Origin of the sequence: Paracoccus jiaweipingae, assembly GCF_044335505.1 — a bacterium.
Taxonomy (GTDB): Bacteria; Pseudomonadota; Alphaproteobacteria; order Rhodobacterales; family Rhodobacteraceae; genus Paracoccus.
On sequence record NZ_JBISBS010000001.1, the window covers coordinates 145986 to 170679 of the forward strand.

A 24694-nucleotide genomic window follows, 5' to 3' on the forward strand; every position below is an offset into this window, starting at 1 on the left:
CGGGCCTTTCTGCGGATCAGGGGCTGTTATGGGCCAGCCGCGTCAGCATGTCCAATACCAGCGCCGAGCCGTCAAGGTTCACCGCCCGCCCGCTGCGGGCGCGGGCCGACAATTCGGCCTGCGCCTGTGCCCAATGGCGCGCGGCGCGGTCGTCGGGGGCGATGCGGGCCAGCAATTCGGCCTCGCCTGTGGCGGCCTGCACCAGCGGCGCACCCATCAGCCCGGCCCGTGCGGCGCGGGTCAGGAAACGGTCCAGCAGGGTCACGGTCAGATCGAACGGGTCGCCATCGCCGCTGGCGCGCGCCCCGGCCTGTTCGGCCAGTTTCAGCGCCGCGGGGCGGTCCATGCGGGGCAGGGTGGCGAACAGATCGACGATCTGCTGATAAACCGCCAGCCCGTCCTGACCCAACAGGCGCAGCGCCTCGCCCGCCGATCCGCCGGACAGTTCCGCCAGCTTGTCGGATTCGGCATCCACCCCGACGCCCGCCATCACCTGCGCCATGTCGTCATGGTCCAGCGGCGTCAGCCGCAATTCCCGACAGCGCGAGCGGATGGTGGGCAGCAGCCGCGCGGGTTGATGCGCGACCATGATGATGATGCCGCCCTTGGGCGGTTCCTCAAGCACCTTCAGCAGGGCATTGGCGGCGGCGGTGTTCATCTCGTCCGCGGCGTCGATAATGGCGACGCGGTGGCCACCCTCGGCGGCGGACATGTGGAAAAAGGACAGCAGCTTGCGGATTTCCTCGACCGTGATATCGGCGCGCAGGCGTTTGGCCTTTTCGTCCCAAGGCCGGCGCACCAGCATCAGGCGTGGTTCCGACAGGGCGCGGATGCGCCGCACGGTGGGGTCGTCATCGGGGGCGGACAGGCCGCTTTCATCGCCACCCGCCAGCAGCCAGCGCGCCATGGCCCAGGCCAGCGTGGCCTTGCCGACGCCTCGCGGCCCGGTCAGCAGCCATGCGTGATGCAGCCGCCCGGCGCGGGCCGCGTCCAGAAAATCGTCGATGGCGTGGTCCTGCCCGATGACCCGGCTGGCATGGCGGGGGTGGGGGGCGCCGCTGACGCGGTCGGCCTCGGGCAGGGCGTCGGGGTCGTCGCTGCTGCTGCTCATGCCAGGGCGGCGCGGATGCGGGTGGCCACGGCCTCGGGGCTGCCGGCGCCGTCGATCAGGCGCACCCGGTCGGGATAGTCGCGGGCAAGGTGGCGAAAGCCGTCGCGCAGGCGCTGCTGGAAACCCAGCCCCATGGATTCGAACCGGTCCTCGGCCCCGCCACGGGCGTGACCGCGCGCCAGCCCGGTTTCAGGGTCAAGGTCGATGACGAAGGTCAGCGTCGGTTCCAGCCCGATCATCAGCTGGTGCAGCTGATCCACCGTGGCGCGCAGATCGCCACGGGTGACGCCCTGATAGACGCGGGTGGAATCGGCAAAGCGGTCGGTGATCACGACCTGCCCCGCCGCCAGCGCCGGGCGGATGACCCGTTCCAGATGGTCGCGGCGCGCGGCGGTGAACAGCAGGCATTCGGTTTCGGCGGACCAGCGGTCGCCGCCGCCCTGAACCAGCAGGCGGCGGATTTCCTCGGCCCCCGGACTGCCGCCGGGTTCGCGGGTCAGCGTGACCTTACGGCCCTGCGCGCGCAGGTGATCGGCCAGCAACTGTGCCTGCGTGGACTTGCCTGACCCGTCGATGCCTTCAAAGCTGATGAACATGCGCGGATCAGCCGTTGATCGCGGCCCAGGCCTGCTGGCCAAGCCGGACCGCCGCGCTTTGCAGGCGGCCCACAAAGCCCGCCTCGGGGATGTCGGTGGCCGCCAGCAGCGGCATCCGCGCATCGCCCGCGCCGGGGATGGTCAGCACCAGTTCGCCAAGCTGCTGGCCTGCGGTTATGGGCGCGGGGATGGGGCCGTTGAACACGGCCTCGGCCTTGATGCCGTCCTGCGCACCGGCGGGGATCAGCACGTTCAGCCCGTCACGCGTGGTCAGCGCCACCCGCGACTGCGTTCCCAGCCAGACCGGCGCGGTGGCCACGGTTTCGCCCTTGGGGACCACGGTTTTCATGGTGAACTGGCGAAAGGCCCAACTGGTGATACGCTCGGCCTCTTCGGCGCGGGCTTTTTCCGTGGGCAGACCGGCAATGGCAAAGACGATCCGGCGGTCGCCCTGTCTGGCCGACCCGACCAGCCCGTAACCGGCCTCTTGCGTGTGGCCGGTTTTCAGGCCGTCCGCCCCGATTCCCAGCTTCAGCAGCGGGTTGCGGTTGTGGCGGTTGGCGGGGGCGCGGTTGTCGAACGGGTATTCGGTAATGGCGAAATTCTTGTAAAGTTCGGGGAAGTCGTTGATCAGATGCGTCGCCAGCAGGCCCAGATCATGCATCGACATGCGCTGTTGCGGGTCGGGCCAGCCGCTGGCATTGGCGAAATGCGACTGGGTCAGCCCCAGCGCCTGACCGCGTTCGGTCATCTGCCGGGCAAAGGCGGATTCGGTCCCGGCCAGCCCCTCGGCCACGACGACGCAGGCGTCATTGCCGGACAGAACGATGATACCCTTGATCAGCTGTTCGACCGTGGGCCGGTCCTGTTCATTCAGGAACATGGTCGAGCCGGTCATCTGCCGCGCCTTGGTCGAGACGGGCAGCCGCGTGTCCATCTGGACCCGGCCTTCATGCAGGGCCTCGAACAGCATATAGACGGTCATCAGCTTGGACATGCTGGCGGGGGGCAGGGCCTCGTCAGCGTTTTTCTGCATCAGCACCGTGCCGGTGGTCATGTCATAGACCCAGGCCGCGCGGGCATTGGTGTCGAAGGCATGGGCCATCGGGGCCAGCAGCGACAGCAGGGCGGTCAGAAAAAGCGACATCAGAATGCGCATGGGCGGGGAATCCTTGCCTGTTTGCCCCAAGCTGTATCGCAAGGCCGCGCAGGGGGCAACGCGCGCAGCCCGATTGTGATCACAGCCCGCGGCTAAAGCCCCATGGCCTGCCGCCAGTGCCGGCGACACAGCGAGACATAGCGTTCATTGCCGCCGATCTGGACCTGCGCGCCGTCGCGGATGGCCTGTCCGTTTTCATCCATGCGCACCACCATCGTGGCCTTGCGCCCGCAATGGCAGATGGTGCGCACCTCGCGCAGGTCATCGGCCAGCGCCAGCAGCGCGGCGGAACCGGGGAACAGCTCGCCACGGAAATCGACCCGCAGGCCGTAACACATTACCGGCAGGTTCAGGTCATCGGCCACGCGGGCCAGTTGCCAGACCTGTTCGCGTGTCAGGAACTGGGCCTCGTCGACAAAGATGCAGGCGCAGTCGCGGCCACGCGCCCGGATCAGCGCGAACAGGTCGGTTTCGGCGTCAAACCCGGTGGCGCCATCGGAAATGCCGATGCGGCTGGCGATGCGCCCCGCGCCCGCCCGGTCGTCGATCGCGGCGGTCAGCAACAGCGTGTCCATGCCGCGTTCGCGATAGTTATAGGACGCCTGCAACAGCAACGTGCTTTTGCCCGCGTTCATGGTGGAATAGTGGAAATAAAGCTTGGCCATACGCCCCGATAGCGCCGCCCGGTGCTGCTCGCAAGGTGGCCTGGGGGCGCGGTGGCGGCGGTTGGCGGGGCATGACCGGTCTGGCCGCGCCCCGCCAGGGCATATCAGGCCCGTTGCGCCGATTTCGGCTGGCGCGAGGGGCGCCGCGCCGGGCGTTTGCGCGCCCCGCCTGCGGGTTTGCGGCTGCCGGGGGCCGGTGCCGGGCGTTCGCCGCCGATCACCGGGATCTCGGCCTTCATGGCGCGTTCGATGGCTTTCAGCTCGTCCATCTCGGCCGGGGAACAGAAGGCCACGGCGCGGCCATTGCGCCCGGCGCGGGCGGTGCGGCCAATGCGGTGGACATAGTTTTCCGCGACATTGGGCAGGTCATAGTTATAGACATGCGCCACCTGCGGAATATCCAGCCCGCGCGCGGCGACATCGGTCGCCACCAGCACCTGAACCTGCCCCTTGCGGAACGCGTCCAGCGCCCGTTCCCGCTGGCCCTGCGATTTGTTGCCGTGAATGGCGCCGGTCTTGAAACCCCATTTTTCCAGCAGCTTGGCCAGCTTTTCGCTGCCATGCTTGGTGCGGCCAAACACGATGGCCAGTTCGCCGGGGTGTTTGGACATATAGTCCGACAGCAATTCGGCCTTGTCGCCCTGATTGACGAAATGCACACCCTGTTCGATTTTCTCGGCGGGTTTGCCGGGCGGGTTGGCGGCAACCTTGACCGGGTCGTTCAGATAGCTGTCGGCCAGTTCCGCCATCAGCTTGGGCATGGTGGCCGAAAACAGCAGCGTCTGGCGTTCAGGCGGCAACAGTTTGGCGATGCGGCGCAGCGCGTGGATAAAGCCGATATCCAGCATCTGGTCGGCCTCGTCCAGCACCAGATATTGGGTCTGGTCCAGCGTCAGCGCGTGACGTTCCAGCAGGTCGATCAGCCGGCCCGGCGTCGCGATCAGCACGTCGACGCCGCGTTCCAGCCGCTGCACCTGCACATTGATCGAGGCCCCCCCGACGACGCGGAAACAGCGGATCGGCGTGCCCTCGGCATAGGTGTCGATATTCTGCGCGATCTGGGTCGCCAGTTCACGGGTCGGCGCCAGGATCAGCGCGCGGCAGGTCTTGGGTTCGGGGCGGCGGCCATTATTCAGCAGCCGGGTCAGCATGGGCAGGCCAAAGGCCGCCGTCTTGCCGGTGCCGGTCTGGGCCAGACCCAGAAGGTCGCGCCCCCCGACGATATGGGGGATGGCCTGTTGCTGGATGGGCGAGGGGGTCTCGATCCCCAGCTTGGGCAGGTTGATCGCCACGCGCGGGTCGATGCCCATCTGGGTAAAGGGCGTGTCGATATCGGGGATGGCGCGGCGGATGAATTTTTCCTCTTCGACCATGCGCGGGCGGCGCGGGCCGCCCTTGCCGCGGGGCTTGCCAAAGGGGGCGTCGCCGCCGCGGCTGTCGGGCTTGCCAAAGGGTTTGCCGCCGTTGCGGCCCTCGGGGCGGGCGCCCGGCTTGGCGTTGCGGTTAAAGCGGGGTTTGCCCGCGCGTTGCGGGCGTGCGTTTTCAGTGCTCATCAATACTTTCGTGGCCGGACACCCCCGTATCGGGCGGACGGCATGGGGCAGGCGCGCCAAAGGGCGGCTGCGGTCAACATCGGGGCGGGCCGGATAGGAACCCGCAAGAACCCCGCGTGACATGGGACCTTGGAAAACTGGTGTCGGGCCGATGCGCCTGAAAATGGCGCGGTGACTCACGCGGTCACGGGCGGCGACTGGGTGCAGATGGGGCCTGCGCGCCGGAATGTCAAGCGCGGTCGGTGGAATCCATCCAGATTGTCACCGGCCCGTCATTGGTCAGGCTGACGGCCATATCGGCGCCAAAACGTCCGGTCTGCACCACCAGCCCCAGATCGCGCAGCGCCTGTGCAAAGCGTTCATACAGCGCCTTGCCGTCCTGCGGGGCGGCGGCGGTGGAAAAGCCGGGGCGGTTGCCGCTGCGGGTGTCGGCGGCCAGCGTGAACTGGCTGACCACCAGAACCGCGCCGCCGGTGTCAAGGACGGACCGGTTCATCTTGCCGGCATCGTCGCGAAAGATCCGCAGCCGGGCCACCCGCGCGGCCAGCTTGTCGGCGCTGGCGGTATCGTCGCCCTGCATCGCACAGACCAGCGCCAGCAGGCCGGGGCCGATCTGGCCGGTGGTGTGGCCGTCGACCTCGACCCGCGCGTCGCGGACCCGTTGCAGCAAAACCCGCATTCAGGCCCGCACCAGACGCGCCGCGATCATGCCGACGCACATGGCGGCGAAAAAGGCGATGAAGGGCCAGCCGGCAAAGCCAAGCACGGCCATGGACGGGCCGGGGCACAGCCCCGCCAGCCCCCAGCCGATGCCGAACAGCGCCGATCCGCCAACCAGTCGCATGTCGATCAGCGGGGCCGGGTCGGCGGGATAGGCATGGCCGCTGGCCGACACCTGCCCCCGTGCGCGGCGCGGACGCACCCACGCCCAGGCGATGGCCATCGGGATGATCGCCCCGGTCAGCACGAAGCCAAGCGTCGGGTCCCAGTCCCCGAATACGTCCAGCCAGCCCTGCACCCGCGCCGGCTGTGTCATCCCCGAGACCAGCAACCCGGCCCCGAACAGCCCGCCCGACAGAAGGGCGAAAATGATCCGGTTCATGTCACACCCCCAGACCGCCCGCGCGCGAGATCAGCACCGCAAGCCCGCCAAAGATCAGGTAAACGCAGGTCGCGACGATGCCGCGCAGCGACAGGCGCGAGATGCCGCACACCCCGTGCCCCGAGGTGCAGCCATTGGCCAGCCGGGTGCCGATGCCGACCAGAAACCCGGCCACGACCATCACCCAAAGCGGCGCCACCGCCGGGGCCGGTGCCCCCAGCCCCATCGCCACCAGCGCCGCCGGCACCGCGATCAGCGCACCGATAAAGCCGATCCGTTCGGCGCGGTCATTGCGGGCGCTGCCATCGACCAGCCCGCCAAGCAGGCCGCTGGCCCCCATCACGCGCCCGTTCAACAGCAAGAACAGGGCCGCCGCGCAGCCGATCATCAGCCCGCCGGCAAGGCCCATCAGCCATTCCGTCTGCATCTTGGTTCATCCCCTGATCACAATCTGCCGCATATATATTCGCGCGTGGGAATGTGTCAACGCCCCAGCATGATCCCGGCGACAACGCAAAGCAGCCCGATCATCGACGCCCCCAGCGCCGCCATATTGACGGCGATCACGGTTTTCATCCGCGCGCGCATCTGGTCGTCGGGCAGGGCGCCGCGACGGGCGCGCGCAACGGTCAGGATGCACCACAGGATCGCCATCAGCCCCGCCGTCGTCAGCGCCGCGCCGCCCCAGATCATCAGATCGAATGCCGTCATTGCCGTTTCCCCCTTGCTGCGGTCCTGATGGGCGGGTGCCGCGCAATTGCGTGCGGCGCGCGCCGGTGGTTTCTTGCCCCTGCGGCCCTAGCCTTGATTGCGCCGCGCGGCAAGACCGCCTAGACACCGCCCGAAGGCAATGAAAGGTGACCCATGCAGGACGATCACGCTTATGGCGTCGCAGCTGACGAGCTGCGCCAGTTCATCGAACAATATGAACAGCTTGAGGCCGAAAAGAAAGACCTCGCCGAGCGCCAGAAAGAGGTCATGTCCGAGGCCAAGGCCCGTGGATACGACACCAAAGTGATGAAAAAGATCGTGGCCCTGCGCAAACGCGACCGCGACGACATCGCCGAGGAAGAGGCCATTCTGGATATGTACAAAGCCGCCCTTGGCATGGCCTGAGGCCCGGTGGGTCAGGCGGGCAGCGCGACCTTTGGGGTGGCCTTGGGGCTGACATAAGCTGTGGGAGGCCCAAGGTCGGGCTTCCCGAATGTCAGGACGGCCTAAGGGCTGAACGGCCCAAGCCATGAATGATCGAAGTCGTCGTGACCTAAGGTCTGATGGTGGCGGCTGCTGATGGTGGTGGTGGTGGGCCTGATCGCGGCCTGCGGCCCGAATGGGTGGCCCCGTGCGCGCATTGGACCGGGCGCGTGGCGGGCCGGGCGCTGACCGCCGGTCCTGCCCGTCTGTCTTGCCCCGGCGCGGGTGTTGCGGGTGCAGGGCGCACGGCGCGGCGAAAATCCGGGGCGCCGGTCAGGCGGCGATGAATTCGACCCCCGGCAGCGCGGCAATATCGGCCACATCGGCGTAATACTGGCGGGTGATCTGGTCGACCAGATCCTGTGTCCAGCCCGGCAGGTCCAGATCGGCCTCCATCTGGTCGGCGCGGCCATGGGCCACCAGCGCGGCCTCGACAATGGCGCGGCGCTGCGCCACGGTGATGCCGGTGCCGGTGCGGCGGATTTGCAGCCGGGCCTCGCGCAGGGCGTCGGGGGGCAACAGCGTGGCGGCGATTTCCAGCTGGTTGGCGAAATGCACTTCGTCGGGGATGCGGGTCATGCTGCGCATCACCTCGGTCCAGATCAGCGGCGTGTCCTCGTGGCACCATACGATCAGCCGCTTGCCATGGGCGGCGCGCAGGATGCGCTTGATCGCATCGGGCCAGCGCAGCGCGGTCGGATCAACGGCGTGCATCATCTGGTCATAGGAAATCTGCGGCTGGCGTTTGCGCGCATAATCCACCAAAGAGGCCGGGTTCATCAGCGCGATGGCAAATTCGGCCTCGCATCCCGGCAGCAGGTTTTGCAGCGCGCTGATGCGTTCATCGGCGGCATAATACAGCCCGTTGGCCGACAGCATCCGGTTGGGCAGCCCCAGCAGGTTCTGATGGCTGAACACAATACGCTCGGGCGCATCCATATCCAGAATGGCGTCCAGAATCATCTGTTCCATCTCGGGGGTGGCACGACCGCCTTTCAGCGCCAGTTGCGCGCGCTGGAAGATCTCGTCACAGCGGTCATGGGGGACGAATTCAACGCCATGACGGGCCAGCATGGACTGATTGGCCGACAGGCTGTTGGCCATGGCGCCAAGATCGGTCCCGTTCGCGCCTAGGTGGAAAACCGCTTTCATGTTCAAGCCCCCCGGATGTGCAGCCCCGGCACATTAGACCGCCCGCGCCACCGGGCCAACCGGTTTTGAACTGGCGCTTGCACTGCCCCGGAAGTGATTGTATCGCAGAAACGGTAAAAGATGCCGGTATAGCTCAGCTGGTAGAGCATCTGATTTGTAATCAGAGGGTCGGGGGTTCAAGTCCCTCTGCCGGCACCAGATTTCCCAGCAAGTCGTTTCCCAGCCAGTCGTTTTCCAGCCAGTCGTCCAGACAGGCCCGCGCCGCCGTGATCGCGTCGGGCAGTGTCGCGCCAGCGGCCAAGGCACATGCAATGGCGGTCGACAGGGTGCAGCCGGTGCCGCGCCGGGTGACAGGGCGGCGCGGGTGGCTGAAGGCGCGGGGGGGCTGGTCCGGTTCAAACAGCCAGTCCGTCGCCAGCGCGCCGCCGCCATGACCGCCCTTGATCAGCACCGCCGATGCGCCCTGGCGCAACAGGGCGCGGCCCTGATCGGTGATGTCGTGGTGGCCGGTCAGGGCGGCGGCCTCGGGCAGGTTGGGGGTGATCAGGCTTAGGCGGGGCAGCAGGCCGTGCAGGGCCGCAACCCCATCCGCGTCCAGCAGCGCGCCCCCGGCGCTGGCCGACAGCACCGGGTCCAGCACCACCGGACAAGTCACACTGCTGCGGTTCAGGGCGGTGGCCACCGCGCGCAGGGTTGGCGCATCGGCCAGCATCCCGATCTTGACCGCCGCGACCGGACCTGCCGCCGCGATCTGGGCCGCGATCACATCCGCCGGGACCGGGTGGATGGCCCTGACGCCGCCTGCATCCTGCGCCGTGACGGCGGTGATGCACAGGCGCGGCGCGGCCCCCAGCCCGGCGGCAACGGCCAGATCGCGCGCGATCCCGGCACCGCAACTGCTGTCGCTGCCGGCGATGATCAGCAGCCGCCTCATGCGGTCAGGCGCAGCCATTGCGCCACCCGCGCCCGCGGATCGGCGGCGAATTGCACGTCCGAGACCACGGCAATACTGTCCGCCCCGGTGTCGAACACGTCCGAGGCCCGGTCCGGTGTAATCCCCCCGATGGCCACCAGCGGCAGGCTGCCGACGCGGCGCTTCCAGCGTGCCAGTTTGGTCAGACCCTGCGGGCGCCACGGCATCTTTTTCAGCCGGGTTTCCCAGATTGGCCCAAGGGCGATGTAATCGGGGTCCAGCGCCAGCGCGCGGTCCAGTTCGGCGCGGTCATGGGTGCTGATCCCCAGCCGCAGACCGGCACGGCGGATCGCGCCCAGATCGGCATGGTCCAGATCGCCCTGACCCAGATGCAGCCACGGCGCCCCGGCGTCGATGGCCGCCTGCCAGTGGTCATTGACCACCAGATCGACGCCGTGGCGGCGACAGGCCGTCAGCGCGCGGTCGATCTGGGTCGCCGGGTCATCGCCCTTATAGCGCAGCTGCATCAGCCTGACCCCGGTATCGGCCAGCAATTCGGCCCGCGCGGCATCGCTGACGATCAGATAGAAGGGCGGTATCATAGAACCGCCATGCCAAAGACCGGGGTAGACGGAACCGCCATGTCGCGGCGCGGCATCAGACCGCTGCGAAACGCGTCCCGACCCGCCCGCGCGGCGTCTGCAAAGGCGCGTGCCATGGCCACCGGATCGCCTGCGCGGGCAACGGCGGTGTTCAGCAAAACGCCGTCAAAGCCGATCTCCATCGCGTGGGCGGCCTGACTGGGGGCGCCGATGCCGGCATCGACGATCAGCGTCAGGTCGGGGAAATGCGCGCGCATACTGCGCAGCGCATCGACATGGCGCAGGCCCTGACCGCTGCCGATCGGGGCGCCCCAGGGCATCAGCACCTGACAGCCCGCATCGACCAGACGTTCGGCCACGATCAGATCCTCGGTCGTATAGGGCAGCACCTGAAAGCCGTCGGCGCACAGGATGCGCGCGGCCTCGACCAGCTGGAACACATCGGGTTGCAGGGTGTCGGCATGGCCGATCAGTTCCAGCTTGATCCAGTCGGTGCCGAAAACCTCGCGCGCCATCCGGGCGGTGGTGACGGCCTCGCGCACGGTGTGACAACCGGCGGTGTTGGGCAGAATATGCGCCCCGCAGCCGGCCAGAAAGCGGCGGAAATCCTCGCCGGCGGTGCCTTCGCGGCGCAGGCTGACGGTGATCGCGGCGGGTTGGGCCGCCGCCACCGCCTGCGCCAGAATGGCCGGCGAGGGATAGCCCGCCGTCCCCAGCATCAGCGGGCAATCCAGTTCGGTGTCATAGATGCGCATGATCAGCCCCCATACATCGGACGCAAAATCTCGACCCGGTCACCGTCGCTCAGCGCCGTGGCGGCGCGGGCGGCGCGGGGCACGAACTGGCCGTTATGCGCGGTGGCGTGGGTGTCGGGGTCATGCCCCAGTTCCGCCATCAGCGCGGCCAGATCGGCGGCGGCGATGGTGGCGGGTTTGCCGTTGACCTCAACCTGCATGGCGGACCTCGTGGATCAGGGTTTCGGCCAGACGCTGCGCCATGACGGGCGCCATCAGAAAACCGTGGCGGTAAAAGCCGTTGACATGCCAGCGCCCGCCCGCCTGCCGGATTTGCGGCAGATTGTCGGGAAATGAGGGCCGCAGCCCGGCGCCGGTGGCCAGCAACCTGGCCTCGGCCAGTGCGGGATGCAGGGTATAGGCGGCGGATAACAGCTCCATCACCGCGCGGGCGGTGACCGGGCCGTCATCGGCGGATTCGACCATCGTGCCCCCCACCATGATGCGCCCGCCCGCGCGCGGCACCAGATAGCAGGGAAATCGCGGATGCAGGACGCGGACCGTGCGGTTCAGGCGCAGCTCGGCGCTGGCGATTTCCAGCATCTCGCCGCGCACGGGGCGCAGATCGGGCAGCATGTCGCGCGCCGACCAGCCGCGGCAATCGACGATCACCGGGGCGTCGGGCGCCTGATCGGGGGTAAAGTCCAGCCGCGCGCGCAGCCCGGCCATGGCGTCGCGGGGGTCCAGATGCGCCTCGGTCGGAAAGAACAGCGCGCGGTCGAACCGTCCGGCCAGATCGGGTTCCAGCGCGGCAATGGCATCGCCATCCAGCCATTGCCAGCCACGGGTGCGGGCGGCAAAGCGGTCCAGTTCGGCCCGGTCGCGGGCGGGGGCGATGACCAGCGTGCCGCCATGGGTCACATCGGCGCGGGCCGACCACCACGCGATGCTGTCGGCTCCGCAGGCGACCACCGGTTCCGGCGCGGATTCGCCCTCGCAAAACGGGGCCAGCATCCCGCCGGCCAGCCAGCTGGCACCTTGCGGATCAGGGGCGCGGTCGATCAGCCGGACCTGCGCCCCGGCCTCGGCCAGCGCGGTTGCGGCACACAGACCCGCCACGCCAGCCCCGATCACGTCAATGCGCGGCACCGTGGGCCGGGGGGCTGTCTGCCCCCCACCGGCGGGGCCGGTCCCCCCCGAGGATATTTTTGCCAAGATGAGGCCCCCTTCAGCTTGGCCCAAATATCCCGGGGGAGGCCCCGAAGGGGTCGGGGGCAGCGCCCCCTGCTGCGTGTCATTCGGCGACGGGGACATAAAGTTCGCCTCCCTCGCGGAATTTTGCGGCCATCGCCTCCATCCCCTCTTTCTGGGCTTCGGCACGGATGTCGTGGGAAATCCGCATCGAGCAGAATTTCGGCCCGCACATCGAACAGAAATGCGCGGTCTTGTGGGCCTCTTTTGGCAGGGTTTCGTCGTGGAAGCTGCGGGCGGTATCGGGGTCCAGCGACAGGTTGAACTGGTCTTCCCAGCGGAATTCGAACCGGGCGCGGGACAGGGCGTCGTCGCGCATCTGCGCACCGGGCAGGCCCTTGGCCAGATCGGCGGCATGGGCGGCGATCTTGTAGGTGATCACCCCGGTCTTCACATCGTCCCGGTCGGGCAGGCCCAGATGTTCCTTGGGCGTGACATAGCACAGCATCGCGCAGCCGAACCAGCCGATCATGGCCGCGCCGATGCCGCTGGTGATGTGGTCATAACCCGGCGCGATATCGGTGGTCAGCGGCCCGAGGGTATAGAAGGGGGCCTCGTGACAGCATTCGATCTGCTTATCCATGTTTTCCTTGATCTTGTGCATGGCGACATGGCCCGGCCCCTCGATCATCACCTGACAATCCTTGGCCCAGGCGATTTTCGTCAGCTCGCCAAGGGTTTCCAGTTCCGCGAATTGCGCCGCGTCATTGGCGTCCGCGATCGAGCCGGGGCGCAGCCCGTCGCCAAGGCTGAAGGACACGTCATAGGCGCGGCAGATGTCGCAGATTTCGTCGAAATGTTCGTACAGAAAGCTTTCGCGGTGGTGATGCAGGCACCATTTCGCCATGATCGAGCCGCCGCGCGACACGATGCCGGTGACGCGGTTGGCCGTCAGGTGGATATATTGCAGCCGCACACCGGCATGGATGGTAAAGTAATCGACCCCCTGTTCGGCCTGTTCGATCAGCGTGTCGCGGAAGACCTCCCATGTCAGGTTTTCAGCGATGCCGTCGACCTTTTCCAGCGCCTGATACAGCGGCACGGTGCCGATGGGCACGGGGCTGTTGCGCAATATCCATTCGCGGGTGTTGTGGATGTTCTTGCCGGTCGACAGGTCCATCACCGTATCGGCGCCCCAGCGGATCGACCAGACCATTTTGTCGACCTCTTCCTCCATTGACGAGGTCACGGCCGAGGTGCCCATATTGGCGTTGATCTTGACCGCGAAATTGCGGCCGATGATCATCGGTTCCAACTCGGGGTGGTTGATATTGGCGGGAATGATGGCGCGGCCACGGGCGATTTCGTCGCGGACAAATTCGGGGGTGACGAAATCCGGGATCGCGGCGCCGAAATCCTGACCGTCGCGGGGCTGGGCCTGTGCGGCGCGGCCAAGGTTTTCGCGGATGGCGACGAATTCCATCTCGGGGGTGATAAGACCGGCGCGGGCATAGGCCAGCTGGGTCACGGCACCGTTGATGGCGCGGCGGGGCCGGGGTTTGACCGGAAATTCCGGCACCGCATGGGTTTCACCGACAAAGCCGTTATCGGCGGGCTGGATGGCGCGGCCCTGGTAGGGTTCGGTATCGGCGCGCGCTGCGATCCAGTCGGCGCGCAGCGGGGGCAGGCCCTGATTGATATCGGTGCTTTGCGCGGGGTCGGTATACGGCCCCGAACTGTCATAGACGGTGACCGGCGGTTCCCCCGCCGTCGGATGCACGGCGATTTCGCGCATTGGCACGGCGATGTCATGCAGGCGGCCCCTGGCATAGACCTTGCGCGATGCAGGCAGCGGCCCGCGGGTGATGTCTGGGTTATGTTGGTTCATCTTTGGCCTCCTCACGCTGTCGATGAACCAGTCGAACGCGAAGAGCCACGCGGCATTGCCGCCCCAAAGACCCGTCCGGGAACGGGTCGCGTGCTTCCTCCGCCAGTCTCAACTGGGTCAGGTTCAAAGGGTCGCGTCACCCCGTGACCAGCACGGATGTCAGCCTCTCAGTCCTCGTGGCAGGACTCCCCCGACGTAGGGTCAGGTTAGGGGCGGGGATGCGGCGGCGTCAAGCGGCAATCGTGCGGGCTTGCGCGGCTGCGCGGGCCGCGCCACTGTGCCGGGAAAGGAGGCCATGATGCCGATCAAGAACAGTTTTGCCCAGATGCAGCCGGAAATCGCCGCGTGGCGGCAGGATTTCCACCGCCACCCCGAACTGATGTATGACCTGCCGCGCACATCGGCGCGGGTGGCCGGGTTGCTGCACAGCTTTGGCGTGGACGAGGTGGTGACCGGGGTCGGGCGCAGCGGCGTTGTCGGCGTGATTCGCGGTGGTCGCGACACGGCGGGGCGGGTGATCGGGCTGCGCGCCGATATGGACGCGCTGCCGATTGTCGAGGAAACCGGCGCGGACCATGCCTCGCAGACGCTGGGCCAGATGCACGCATGCGGCCATGACGGGCACACATCCATGCTGCTGGCCGCGGCCCGGTATCTGGCGCAGACGCGGGCGTTTGACGGCACCGTGGTGCTGATCTTTCAGCCCGCAGAAGAGGGCGGCGCCGGCGGTCGCGCGATGGTCGAGGACGGGCTGATCGACCGCTGGGCGATTGACGAGGTTTATGCGCTGCACAACCTGCCGGGCCTGCCGGTGGGCCAGTTTTCGATCTGCGCCGGGCCGATCATGGCCTCGACCGATGAATTTGATATCACCATCACCGGGCGCGGCGGACATGCCGCCAAACCGCATGAGGGGATCGACCCGATCCTTGTCGCCGCGCATGTGATGACGGCGCTGCAATCGGTCGCCGCGCGCAATATCGACCCGATGAAAAGCGGGGTGATTTCCGTGACCTCGCTGCATTCGGCGGGCGATTCCTATAACGTCATTCCGCAAAGTGTGTCGCTGCGCGGCACGGCGCGGGCGCTGGAATCCGGGGTGCGCGGCCAGCTTGAGGAAGGCATTCACCGCATCGCGCAATCGGTGGCCACAGCCTTTGGCGCGCGGGCCGAGGTGGCGTTTCATCGCGGCTATCCGGTGACGGTGAATGACCCGCAGGCAACGCAATGGGCGATCGAGGCCGCCCGCGCCGTCAGCCCCGAGGTCCATGACGCCGCGCCGCTGATGGCGGGCGAGGATTTCAGCTATCTTCTGAACGAACGTCCGGGGGCCTATATCTTTCTGGGCAATGGCAATTCGGCCATGTTGCATCATCCGGCCTATGATTTCGACGATGCGGCGCTGCCCTATGGCGCAAGCTGGCTGGCGACCATCGCGGAAATGCGGATGCCGCTGCGCTGCTGACCGGTCCGGGGCGCGCGCAGTGACGCCCCGGACGGTTCCGGTATTATTCCACCGTCACCGATTTCGCCAGATTGCGCGGCTGGTCGACATCGGTGCCTTTGGCAACAGCGGTGTAATAGGCCAGATATTGCATCGGCACCGCATACAGGATCGCGGTAAAGGTGCCGCCGCCATTGGGCATGGTCAGATGCGCGCGGGTGCCGTGCCCGGCCTTTTGCACCCCTTCCGCGTCCGAGATCAGCAGCACCTGACCGTGCCGGGCCATGACCTCTTGCATGTTCGACACGGTCTTGTCGAACAGCGCGTCACGCGGGGCCAGCACCACCACCGGCACATTGCGGTCGATCAGGGCGATGGGACCGTGCTTGAGTTCCCCCGAGGGATACCCCTCGGCGTGGATATAGGACAGTTCCTTCAGCTTCAGCGCCCCTTCCAGCGCCACCGGGAACAGCGCCCCGCGGCCCAGGAACAGCACGTCCTGCGCCTCGGCCAGCCAGTCGGCCAGATTGCGGCAATCATCGGCCAGCCCCAGCGTCTGGTTCAGCAGGCCGGGAATGGCGCGCAATTCCTCGATCAGGGCGCTGGCGCGGGCCGTGTCGATGCGGCCCCGGTCCTGCGCGGCCTTGATCGCCAGCACGGCCAGAACCGCCAGCTGACAGGTAAATGCCTTGGACGAGGCCACGCAGATCTCGATCCCGGCGAGGGTGGGCAGGGCGATATCTGTTTCGCGGGCAATGGCCGAGGTGCCGACATTGACCACCCCCAGCGTGCGCGCGACCTTGCCCTTGCAGTAATGCAGCGCCGCCAGCGTATCGGCGGTTTCGCCCGACTGGCTGACGAAAAGCGCCCATGACCTGGGCGACAGCGGCGGCTCGCGATAGCGGAATTCGGACGCCACATCCAGATCGCAGGGCAGGCCCGCCAGCGATTCAAACCAGTATTTCGCCACCTGCGTTGCGTAATGCGCCGTGCCACAGCCGACCAGTGTCAGCCGGTCGACATCGCGGAAATCGACGCCTTCGGGCAGGACGATGCGACCATTCTTGATATAGTGGTTCAGCGCATCGCCAAGCACATTGGGCTGTTCCGCGATTTCCTTGGCCATGAAGTGACGATACCCGCCCTTGTCGACCGCCGTGGCGCCCACGTCGATGCGGCGTTCCTCGCGCGTGGTCTGGCGGTTTTCGGCGTCAAAGATCCGGACCCCGGCGCGGGTCAGGATAGCGTGGTCGCCATCCTCGAGATAGGTGATGCGGTCGGTAAAGGGCGACAGCGCCACCGCGTCCGAGCCGATGAACATCTCGCCCTCGCCATGGCCGATGGCCAGCGGGCTGCCCTTGCGGGCGGCGATCATCAGGTCGGGCTGGCCGTCAAAGATAAAGCCAAGCGCAAACGCCCCTTCCAGCCGGGCCAGCGTGGCGCGGGCGGCGGCGACCGGGTCCATGCCCTGCGCCATGTGGCGGGCGGTCAGCAGGGCGACGGTTTCGGTATCGGTCTGCGATTCCGGCGCGGCGCCGCCTGCGATCAGTTCGTCGCGCAATTCGCGGAAGTTTTCGATAATGCCGTTATGCACCACGCCGACCGGGCCGTGGCAATGCGGGTGGGCGTTGGCCTCGGTCGCGGCGCCATGGGTGGCCCAGCGGGTATGGCCGATGCCGGTGGTGCCGGGAAGCGGGTCATGGACCAGCCGGTCCGACAGGTTGATCAGCTTGCCGACGGCGCGGCGGCGGGCCAGTTTGCCCTGTTCGTCAATGGTGGCGATCCCGGCGCTGTCATAGCCGCGATATTCCAGCCGCTTCAGCGCCTCGACCAGTTGCGGGGCAACCTGATGGCGCCCCAGAATGCCGATGATCCCGCACATATTTCGTTACCCTTTCTTCGCCTTCAGCGCCCGCAGCGCATCCATCAGCCGCGTGGCCAGCCCGTCCTTGTTCACCTGACGCGCCCGGCCAATGGCCAGCGCATCGCTGGGAATGTCCTGTGTGATGGTGCTGCCCGAACCGGTCATCGCCCGGTCCCCGACCCGCACCGGCGCGACCAGCATCGTGTCGCTGCCGATAAAGGCGTCCTGCCCGATCTGGGTGCGGTGTTTCATCACCCCGTCATAGTTACAGGTCACCGTGCCTGCGCCAATATTGCTGCGCGCGCCGATTTCGGCATCGCCCAGATAGGTCAGATGCCCGGCCTTGACGCCTTCATGCAGGGTGCTGTTCTTGATCTCGACGAAATTGCCGACATGGACGTCCGCCGCCAGCTCGGCGCCGGGGCGCAGGCGGGCAAAGGGGCCGACAGTGGCGCCGCTGCTGACGTGACACCCCTCGAGGTGGCAGAAGGGCAGGATCTCGGCCCCCGATTCCACGGTGACGCCGGGGCCGAAGACCACGTTCTGACCAATGACCGCATCGCGGCCAATGGCGGTGTCAAGGCTGAACCACACCGTGTCGGGGTCTGACAGGGTGACGCCGTTTTCCAGCGCGCTGGCACGGGCGCGGGCCTGAAAGGCGGCCTCGGCGGCGGCCAGTTCGGCGCGGGTGTTGATGCCAAGGGTCTCGGCCTCGGGGCAGGTGACGACATCGGCGCGGTGGCCAGCGGCGCGGGCCAGCCCGACAAGGTCGGTCAGGTAATATTCGCCCGAGGCATTGTCATTGCCCAACTGGCCAATCAGCTCGCGCATCAGCCCCGCATCCATCGCCATGACACCGCTGTTGCACAGGGTCAGGGCGCGGGTGGCGGCATCGGCATCCTTGAATTCGACGATCCGTTCCAGCCCCTCAGGCCCGGTCACCAGCCGGCCATAGCGGCCGGGATCGGCGGCCTCGAACCCCAGCACGACGACATCGGCGGGATGGGCGGCCAGCCCTTCCAGCGTTTCGGGGCTGATAAAGGGGGTGTCGCCATACAGCACGATGACCCTGCCGCTGAACCCGTCCAGCAAGGGCAGCGCCTGCGCCACGGCATGGCCGGTGCCAAGCTGCTGTTCCTGCAGCGCGATCCGCGCCTCGGGGTTCAGTCTGGCGACCGCGCGGGTGACCAGCGGCGCGCCATGCCCGGCGACCACGATCACCTGCTGCGGGTCCAGCACCTGTCCGGCGGCCAGCGCGTGCCCGACCAGCGGCACCGCCCCCAGACGATGCAGAACCTTGGGCAGGTCCGATTGCATCCGGCTGCCTTGGCCGGCGGCCAGAACGATCAGGGCGATGGGGGGCAAAGACATGGGTTCCAATCCGGTTTCGTGATCTGTTCGCAGGGGTTTTGTCACCCCGGCTTTCATGGCACAAGCCCTGCGGTATTCACGCTTTAAGGCCGAAGGTTTCAAAACCATGACAAATTCCGCTACGGTTGTGTTCGATCTGGATGGAACACTGGTCGATACGGCAGCCGATCTGATCGCGGCGGCCAATGCCACGCTGTGCGACCGCGGCCTGCCGGCGGCGCTGGACCCCATGAAAGATGCCTCTGTGGCGTTTCGCGGCGGACGCGCCATGCTGACCGAGGGCTATGCCCGCGCGCCGCGCGACGTGCTGATTCCACCCTCGGCCATCGACGAGGATTTTTCCCGCCTGCTGGACCACTATGGGCGAAATATCGCAGCACACAGTCGCCCTTACCCCGGCACCGAGGCCATGCTGACCGCGCTGGCCGATGCCGGGCACCGGCTGGCCATCTGCACCAACAAACCCGAGGCGCTGGCCCGCGACCTGATGAACCGGCTGGGGCTGTTGCCGCGTTTTGCGGCGCTGATCGGGGCTGATACCCTTCCGGTGCGCAAGCCCGACCCGGCCCCCTATCGCGCGGCAGTGGCGGCGGCGGGGGGCGTGGTGGCGCGGTCCTGCCTGATCGGGGATACCCGCACCGACCGCGATACTGCGCGTGCCGCGGGGGTGCGCATCGCGCTGGTGGGCTTTGGCCCCGAGGGCGCGGATGTGGCGCGGCTGCACCCCGATGCCGTGATTGACGGGTTTGCGGATCTGCCGGGGGTGGTCGCGGATTGGTTCGGCTGATAGGGCTGCGCCAATTGTTTCCCGTCAGCTGTCGCCTGCCATGAACCTGTCCGATTTCGACTTTGACCTGCCCGAATCCCTGATCGCGACGCGGCCTGCGCGGCCGCGCAGCGCCTCGCGCCTGCTGGTGGTGCAGGGCGACCGGATGACGGATGCGCATGTCACCGACCTGCCTGGTTTTCTGCGCGCGGGCGATCTGTTAGTGTTAAACGACACCCGCGTGATTCCGGCGCGGCTGACCGGACAGCGCACCCGCCAGACCCCGCAAGGCCCGGCCACCGCCCGTATCGAGGTCACCCTGCTGGAACCTGCCGCCGGTGGCGACTGGCACGCGCTGGCCAAGCCGATGCGCAAGCTGCGTCAGGGCGAGGTCATTCGCTTTGGCGCGGCGCTGTCGGCCACCATCCGCGCGATCGGGCCGGATGGGCTGGTGTTGGGGTTCGATGCGCAGGGCGCCGATTTCGACGCGGCGCTGGCGCAGGTGGGGGCGATGCCGCTGCCGCCCTATATCGCCGCGCGCCGGGCGCCGGATGCGCAGGACAAGGATGACTATCAGACCGTCTGGGCGCGGCATCTGGGCGCGGTGGCGGCGCCGACCGCCAGCCTGCATTTCGACGACGCGCTGCTGGACCGGCTGCGGCAGATCGGGGTGCAGTTCGCCCATGTCACCCTGCATGTCGGCGCCAGCACCTTCCTGCCGGTCAAGGTCGAGGACGTGACCACCCACAAGATGCACGCTGAATGGGGCGAAATCACCCCGCAGGCCGCCGCCGCCATCAATGCCGCGCGCGATGCCGGACGGCGGGTGATCGCGGTCGGCACGACGGCGCTGCGGCTGATCGAATCGGCGGCGGATGCGGATGGACGGGTCCGGCCATTTCAGCAAAGCACGGAAATTTTTATCTATCCCGGCTATCGCTTTCGCGTAACCGATGGGCTGATGACCAATTTCCACCTGCCCAAATCGACGCTGCTGATGCTGGTTTCGGCGCTGATGGGGCAGGCGCGGATGAAGCGGGTTTACGATCACGCGGTAACGGAATCTTATCGTTTCTTCAGCTATGGTGACGCATCGCTGCTGATTCCCGGTGGCGAAGGGGACAAGACATGACGACTGTGCTGCGCACGACATGGCCGTTGCTGCTGGGCATTCTGTTGCTGATGGTGGGCAACGGGATGCAGGGCACGCTGCTGGGTATTCGCGGCGGGATCGAAGGCATCGCCACCACCCAGATGTCGGTGGTGATGTCGGCCTATTTCGGCGGCTTCCTGCTGGGGTCGCGGCTGGTGCCCGGCATGATCCAGAAGGTCGGGCATGTGCGGGTGTTCGCGGCGCTTGGCTCGCTGATTTCGGCGGTGCTGATCATCTATGCGGCGGCGCCGAACTGGGTGGCGTGGTCGGTGCTGCGGCTGCTGATCGGGTTTTGTTTCTCGGGGGTGTATATCACCGCCGAAAGCTGGCTGAATGCCAGTGCCACCAACGAAACCCGCGGGCAGGCGCTGTCGGCCTATATGATCGTGCAGATGATCGGCATCGTAACCGCACAGGTGTTGATGAATGTGGGCGATCCGGCGGGTTATCTGTTGTTCGTCATCCCCTCGGTGCTGGTGTCGCTGGCCTTCACCCCGATCCTGCTGTCGGCCCAACCCGCCCCGGCCTTCGAAACCATCAAACGGATGAGCTTTGCCGACCTTTATCAGGCCTCGCCGCTGGGCTGCGTGGGCATTTTCCTGATGGGCGGGGTGTTTTCGGCGCTGTTCGGCATGGGCGCGGTCTGGGGGGCCGCTGTCGGCCTTTCCGTGCGCGAGATTTCGGCCTTCGTGGCGGCAATCTATCTGGGCGGGCTGATCTTTCAGTTCCCGCTGGGCTGGCTCAGCGACCGGGTCGACCGGCGGCAACTGGTGACATTGCTGTCCGGGCTGGGGGCGCTGGTGGTGCTGGCCTATCTGCTGCTGGGTGGCGGTATCTGGGGGCTGCTGCTGGCGGCGGCGCTGGTGGGCGGGGTGGCGAATCCGCTGTATTCGCTGTTGCTGGCCTATACCAATGACTTTCTGGACCAGTCCGACATGGCGGCGGCGTCTGCCGGGTTGCTGTTCATCAACGGGCTTGGCTCTCTGGCAGGGCCGCTGGTGGTGGGCTGGCTGATGGCGCAGGTGGGTAATGCCGGCTATTGGGTGTTTGTCGGGGTGCTGATGGCCCTGCTGGCGATCTATTCGCTGTGGCGCATGACCCAGCGTGCGGCGCGGCCCGTCGACGAAACCGGCGCTTTCGCGGTTATCTCGCCCACGGCGACGACGCTGGCGGTCGAGGCTGTGTTGGAATACGCGCAAACGGACGAGGCCGATTTGCCCCACGATGACGCGCCCGCGCCCGATCTGACCGGCGCGGAATGGGACGCCGCCGCGCTGGGCACAGAGGATGTCGCGCCGCCCGATGCGGATGGCGATGATGCGGATAGCAACGATGCGCATGATGGTGCGGCGGGCGATGACACGGGGCGCCCAAGCCCAGACAGCCCATCGCGGGGCGGTTAGGCGCGGTTGTCGCGCCCGGCTATCTTTGCCATGCTGGTCCCTGCAAGGTCGGGCAAAGGGGGCGGGATGGTCACGCCGCAACAGGTCAACGCGTTTTGGCTGGACTTCGTCGGGCAGCAAGGCTGGTATCGCGGTGATGCCGCGCTGGATCAGGCGATCCGCGACCGCTTTCTGACGACGTGGGAACAGGCGGACACGCTGGCCCCGCGATGGGCCGTCAATGCGCAGGGTGCGCTGGCGGCGCTGATCCTGACCGATCAGTTCCCGCGTAACATGTTCCGCGATGACGCCCGCGCCTTTTCCACCGATGCACTGGCCCGGCAGATTGCGGATGCCGCCATCGCGGTGGGGTTTGACCGCCAGACCCCAGCCCCGCAGCGCCAGTTCTTTTACCTGCCCTTCGAACATGCCGAGGATCTGGCCGATCAGGACCGCGCGGTGACGCTGTTTCGCACCCATATGCCGGGCGAGCCGCTGGACCACGCCCTTCTGCATCGAGACACCATCGCGCATTTTGGCCGTTTCCCGTGGCGCAACGCCGCGCTGCACCGCACCCCGACCGCAGCCGAGGCCGCGTTGATGGCGGCAGGCGGTTACGGCGCGCTGGTGCGTGGCACGGTCCGGCTTGCCGATCTGACAGGAATAGTTTAACGCTGAACTAATTTTTTCAAGGGGGCGAACAGCATGGCGCAAAACTTCGACATGATCGTGATCGGTGCCGGTCCGGGGGGCTATGTCGCCGCCATCCGCGGCGCGCAACTGGGGCTGAAGGTCGCCTGTGTCGAGCGCGCGCATCTGGGCGGCATCTGCCTGAACTGGGGCTGCATCCCCACCAAGGCCCTGCTGCGCAGCGCCGAGGTGTTCCACCTGATGCACCGGGCCAAGGAATTCGGGCTGTCCGCTGACAAGATCGGCTATGACCTGAACGCGGTTGTCGAACGCTCGCGCGGGGTGGCCAAGCAGCTGTCCGGTGGGGTCGGCCATTTGCTGAAGAAAAACAAGGTCACCGTCATCATGGGCGAGGCGAGCATCCCCGCCAGGGGTAAGGTCACCGTCAAGACCGACAAGGGCAGCGAAGATCTGACCGCCAAAGCCATCGTTCTGGCGACCGGCGCCCGTGCGCGCGAATTGCCGGGGCTGGAACCCGATGGCGAACAGGTCTGGAACTATAAACACGCCCTCAAGCCGCCGCATATGCCTAAAAAGCTGCTGGTCATCGGCTCGGGCGCGATCGGCATTGAATTTGCCAGCTTCTTCAACACGCTTGGCGCCGACACCACCGTGGTCGAGGTGATGGACCGCGTCCTGCCGGTCGAGGACGAGGAAATCAGCAAGCTGGCCAGGAAACAATTCGTCAAGCATGGCATGAAGATCATGGAAAAGGCGACGGTGAAAAAGCTGGACCGCGCCAGGGGCAAGGTGACCGCGCATATTGAAACCGGCGGCAAGACCGAAACCCATGATTTCGACACCGTGATTTCCGCCGTCGGCATCGTCGGCAATACCGAAGGGCTGGGTCTGGAAGGTCTGGGCGTCAAGATCGACCGCACCCATGTCGTCACCGACGAATATTGCCGCACCGGGGTCGAGGGGCTGTATGCCATCGGTGATCTGGCCGGTGCCCCGTGGCTGGCGCATAAGGCCAGCCACGAAGGCGTGATGGTGGCCGAACTGATCGCGGGCGGCAAGCCACACCCGATCAAACCGGGCAGCATTCCGGGCTGCACCTATTGCAACCCGCAGGTCGCCAGCGTCGGCCTGACCGAGGCCAGGGCGAAAGAGGCCGGCTATGACGTTAAGGTCGGGCGCTTCCCCTTTGTTGGCAACGGCAAGGCCATCGCGCTTGGCGAACCGGACGGGCTGGTGAAAACGGTGTTTGATGCCAAAACCGGCGAATTGCTGGGGGCGCATATGATCGGCGCCGAGGTGACCGAACTGATTCAGGGCTATGTCATCGGCCGCACACTGGAAACCACCGAGGCCGAGCTGATGGAAACCGTCTTCCCGCACCCGACCCTGTCGGAAATGATGCACGAATCGGTGCTGGACGCCTATGGCCGGGCGATCCATTTCTGATGCGTTTCGGGCCGGAACAGGCGGATCTGCTGCGTGACCTTCTGGTCTGGCGCCGCGATGTCCGCCACTTTCGGCCCGACCCGCTGCCCGATGGTGCCGAAGGCAGGCTGCGCGCGGCCATGGATCTGGCGCCATCGGTCGGCAATGCCCGCCCATGGCGGGTTCTGCGGGTCGAAAGCGCGGCAAAGCGCCGGCTGATCCGCGATAATTTCGCCGCTGAGAATGCCCGCGCGGCCGCAGGCTATCAGGGCGATCAGGCCCGCGACTATGCGGCGCTGAAACTGGCCGGGCTGGATCACGCGCCGCTGCAACTGGCGGTTTTCACCCAGCAAGACCCCAGCGCCGGGCACGGGCTTGGCCGTGCCACCATGCCCGAAACGCTGGAACAATCAACCTCTATGGCGATCTTTGCGCTGTGGCTGACGGCGCGGGCCGAAAATCTGGGGGTGGGCATGGTCTCGATCCTTGACCCCCGCCGGGTCGAGGCCGATCTGGACGCCCCCGACGACTGGCGCCTCACGGCCTATCTGTGCATCGGCATCCCCGAATGGGACGATGACACGCCGCTTTTGCACCGCGCAGGCTGGCAGGCCAACAGCACAACCCGGTGGCAGCGGGTCTGACCCGCCCTTTCATCTTGGCCCAAATATCCCCGCCGGAGGCCCGGCCCCACCGCCGCGCCCCCCCCGCATATGTTCGTGCGATGTTCGCATTTTGCGGTTGTATTTCGTCGCCAAGAACCTATCTCATGCGCCTT

At 66.8% G+C, this 24694-nt stretch carries 26 protein-coding genes and 1 tRNA gene; 9 read left to right on the plus strand and 18 right to left on the minus strand.

Annotated elements, in window-relative coordinates; translation table 11 throughout:
- Positions 1-16: 16 nt before the first annotated feature.
- The 9 genes from ACFXP9_RS00815 to ACFXP9_RS00855 all read right to left on the minus strand — a co-directional run bounded on the left by ACFXP9_RS00815 (position 17) and on the right by ACFXP9_RS00855 (position 6897).
- Complete coding sequence (locus ACFXP9_RS00815) at positions 17-1111, minus strand: DNA polymerase III subunit delta' (protein WP_397207752.1); 1095 nt, start codon at positions 1109-1111, stop codon at positions 17-19.
- Positions 1108-1707: a dTMP kinase gene (gene tmk / locus ACFXP9_RS00820; RefSeq protein ID WP_397207754.1), complete on the minus strand. Its 600-nt coding sequence runs from the start codon at positions 1705-1707 to the stop codon at positions 1108-1110. Before tmk ends, ACFXP9_RS00815 begins: the two co-directional genes overlap by 4 nt.
- Before the next feature lie 7 nt (positions 1708-1714).
- Positions 1715-2866 (minus strand): D-alanyl-D-alanine carboxypeptidase family protein, encoded by a 1152-nt coding sequence (locus ACFXP9_RS00825; protein ID WP_397207756.1) that lies wholly within the window; start codon positions 2864-2866, stop codon positions 1715-1717.
- Between the two features lie 92 nt (positions 2867-2958).
- Positions 2959-3531: a thymidine kinase gene (locus ACFXP9_RS00830; RefSeq protein WP_397207758.1), complete on the minus strand. Its 573-nt coding sequence runs from the start codon at positions 3529-3531 to the stop codon at positions 2959-2961.
- Positions 3532-3635: 104 nt separating this feature from the next.
- On the minus strand, positions 3636-4904 hold the full coding sequence (locus ACFXP9_RS00835; protein WP_397208171.1) for a DEAD/DEAH box helicase: 1269 nt from the start codon (positions 4902-4904) through the stop codon (positions 3636-3638).
- Positions 4905-5313: 409 nt separating this feature from the next.
- Positions 5314-5763, minus strand: coding sequence for a D-aminoacyl-tRNA deacylase (dtd, locus tag ACFXP9_RS00840; RefSeq protein ID WP_397207760.1), 450 nt, complete (start codon positions 5761-5763; stop codon positions 5314-5316).
- Positions 5764-6186, minus strand: coding sequence for a DUF6691 family protein (locus ACFXP9_RS00845; RefSeq protein ID WP_397207763.1), 423 nt, complete (start codon positions 6184-6186; stop codon positions 5764-5766).
- Position 6187: 1 nt separating this feature from the next.
- On the minus strand, positions 6188-6613 hold the full coding sequence (locus tag ACFXP9_RS00850) for a YeeE/YedE family protein (RefSeq protein ID WP_397207765.1): 426 nt from the start codon (positions 6611-6613) through the stop codon (positions 6188-6190).
- Between the two features lie 56 nt (positions 6614-6669).
- On the minus strand, positions 6670-6897 hold the full coding sequence (locus ACFXP9_RS00855; protein ID WP_397207767.1) for a hypothetical protein: 228 nt from the start codon (positions 6895-6897) through the stop codon (positions 6670-6672).
- A gap of 153 nt (positions 6898-7050) precedes the next feature.
- Between ACFXP9_RS00855 and ACFXP9_RS00860 the strand changes: the two genes are divergently transcribed.
- Complete coding sequence (locus ACFXP9_RS00860; RefSeq protein WP_397207769.1) at positions 7051-7302, plus strand: DUF2312 domain-containing protein; 252 nt, start codon at positions 7051-7053, stop codon at positions 7300-7302.
- A 351-nt stretch (positions 7303-7653) separates the two neighbouring features.
- Here ACFXP9_RS00860 and ACFXP9_RS00865 read toward each other — a convergent pair whose 3' ends face one another.
- Positions 7654-8532 carry a hypothetical protein gene (locus tag ACFXP9_RS00865; protein ID WP_397207771.1) on the minus strand — a complete coding sequence of 293 codons (879 nt, stop codon included), beginning with the start codon at positions 8530-8532 and terminating at the stop codon, positions 7654-7656.
- 122 nt (positions 8533-8654) lie between these two features.
- Between ACFXP9_RS00865 and ACFXP9_RS00870 the strand changes: the two genes are divergently transcribed.
- Positions 8655-8730, plus strand: a tRNA-Thr gene (locus ACFXP9_RS00870).
- Here the strand turns inward: ACFXP9_RS00870 and ACFXP9_RS00875 are convergent.
- The 6 genes from ACFXP9_RS00875 to thiC form a co-directional block, all read right to left on the minus strand.
- On the minus strand, positions 8693-9484 hold the full coding sequence (locus tag ACFXP9_RS00875) for a hydroxymethylpyrimidine/phosphomethylpyrimidine kinase (RefSeq protein ID WP_397208173.1): 792 nt from the start codon (positions 9482-9484) through the stop codon (positions 8693-8695). The two genes, ACFXP9_RS00870 and ACFXP9_RS00875, sit on opposite strands and share 38 nt — an antisense overlap.
- On the minus strand, positions 9463-10047 hold the full coding sequence (locus tag ACFXP9_RS00880) for a thiamine phosphate synthase (protein WP_397207773.1): 585 nt from the start codon (positions 10045-10047) through the stop codon (positions 9463-9465). The genes ACFXP9_RS00875 and ACFXP9_RS00880 overlap by 22 nt, the downstream gene beginning before the upstream one ends.
- Complete coding sequence (locus ACFXP9_RS00885; RefSeq protein WP_397207775.1) at positions 10044-10802, minus strand: beta/alpha barrel domain-containing protein; 759 nt, start codon at positions 10800-10802, stop codon at positions 10044-10046. The genes ACFXP9_RS00880 and ACFXP9_RS00885 overlap by 4 nt, the downstream gene beginning before the upstream one ends.
- 2 nt (positions 10803-10804) lie before the next feature.
- Positions 10805-11002, minus strand: coding sequence for a sulfur carrier protein ThiS (thiS, locus tag ACFXP9_RS00890; protein WP_397207777.1), 198 nt, complete (start codon positions 11000-11002; stop codon positions 10805-10807).
- A complete protein-coding gene (locus ACFXP9_RS00895) occupies positions 10992-11996 on the minus strand; it encodes an FAD-dependent oxidoreductase (RefSeq protein ID WP_397207779.1) in 1005 nt (334 codons plus the stop codon). The genes thiS and ACFXP9_RS00895 overlap by 11 nt, the downstream gene beginning before the upstream one ends.
- Positions 11997-12075: 79 nt before the next feature.
- Positions 12076-13860, minus strand: coding sequence for a phosphomethylpyrimidine synthase ThiC (gene thiC / locus ACFXP9_RS00900; RefSeq protein ID WP_397207781.1), 1785 nt, complete (start codon positions 13858-13860; stop codon positions 12076-12078).
- 298 nt (positions 13861-14158) lie between these two features.
- Between thiC and ACFXP9_RS00905 the strand changes: the two genes are divergently transcribed.
- Positions 14159-15325, plus strand: a complete 1167-nt coding sequence (locus ACFXP9_RS00905) for a M20 aminoacylase family protein (RefSeq protein WP_397207783.1) — start codon at positions 14159-14161, stop codon at positions 15323-15325.
- A 43-nt stretch (positions 15326-15368) separates the two neighbouring features.
- Here ACFXP9_RS00905 and glmS read toward each other — a convergent pair whose 3' ends face one another.
- Both glmS and glmU read right to left on the minus strand, forming a co-directional pair.
- Positions 15369-17186, minus strand: a complete 1818-nt coding sequence (gene glmS, locus ACFXP9_RS00910; protein ID WP_397207785.1) for a glutamine--fructose-6-phosphate transaminase (isomerizing) — start codon at positions 17184-17186, stop codon at positions 15369-15371.
- Between the two features lie 6 nt (positions 17187-17192).
- Positions 17193-18539 carry a bifunctional UDP-N-acetylglucosamine diphosphorylase/glucosamine-1-phosphate N-acetyltransferase GlmU gene (gene glmU / locus ACFXP9_RS00915; RefSeq protein ID WP_397209912.1) on the minus strand — a complete coding sequence of 449 codons (1347 nt, stop codon included), beginning with the start codon at positions 18537-18539 and terminating at the stop codon, positions 17193-17195.
- Between the two features lie 106 nt (positions 18540-18645).
- On the opposite strand from glmU, the gene ACFXP9_RS00920 reads away from it, so the two are divergent.
- The 6 genes from ACFXP9_RS00920 to bluB all read left to right on the plus strand — a co-directional run bounded on the left by ACFXP9_RS00920 (position 18646) and on the right by bluB (position 24560).
- Positions 18646-19326 (plus strand): HAD hydrolase-like protein, encoded by a 681-nt coding sequence (locus ACFXP9_RS00920; RefSeq protein ID WP_397207789.1) that lies wholly within the window; start codon positions 18646-18648, stop codon positions 19324-19326.
- Between the two features lie 40 nt (positions 19327-19366).
- Positions 19367-20437 (plus strand): tRNA preQ1(34) S-adenosylmethionine ribosyltransferase-isomerase QueA, encoded by a 1071-nt coding sequence (gene queA, locus ACFXP9_RS00925; protein ID WP_397209914.1) that lies wholly within the window; start codon positions 19367-19369, stop codon positions 20435-20437.
- The gene (locus ACFXP9_RS00930; protein ID WP_397207793.1) at positions 20434-21861 is read left to right on the plus strand and encodes an MFS transporter; all 1428 of its coding nucleotides are present in this window, start codon (positions 20434-20436) and stop codon (positions 21859-21861) included. Before queA ends, ACFXP9_RS00930 begins: the two co-directional genes overlap by 4 nt.
- 66 nt (positions 21862-21927) lie before the next feature.
- Complete coding sequence (locus ACFXP9_RS00935; RefSeq protein WP_397207795.1) at positions 21928-22512, plus strand: DUF924 family protein; 585 nt, start codon at positions 21928-21930, stop codon at positions 22510-22512.
- Positions 22513-22545: 33 nt separating this feature from the next.
- Entirely contained in the window at positions 22546-23937 is a 1392-nt protein-coding gene (gene lpdA / locus ACFXP9_RS00940; RefSeq protein ID WP_397207797.1) for a dihydrolipoyl dehydrogenase, read from the plus strand.
- Positions 23937-24560: a 5,6-dimethylbenzimidazole synthase gene (gene bluB / locus ACFXP9_RS00945; RefSeq protein ID WP_397207799.1), complete on the plus strand. Its 624-nt coding sequence runs from the start codon at positions 23937-23939 to the stop codon at positions 24558-24560. Before lpdA ends, bluB begins: the two co-directional genes overlap by 1 nt.
- Positions 24561-24694 lie beyond the last annotated feature (134 nt).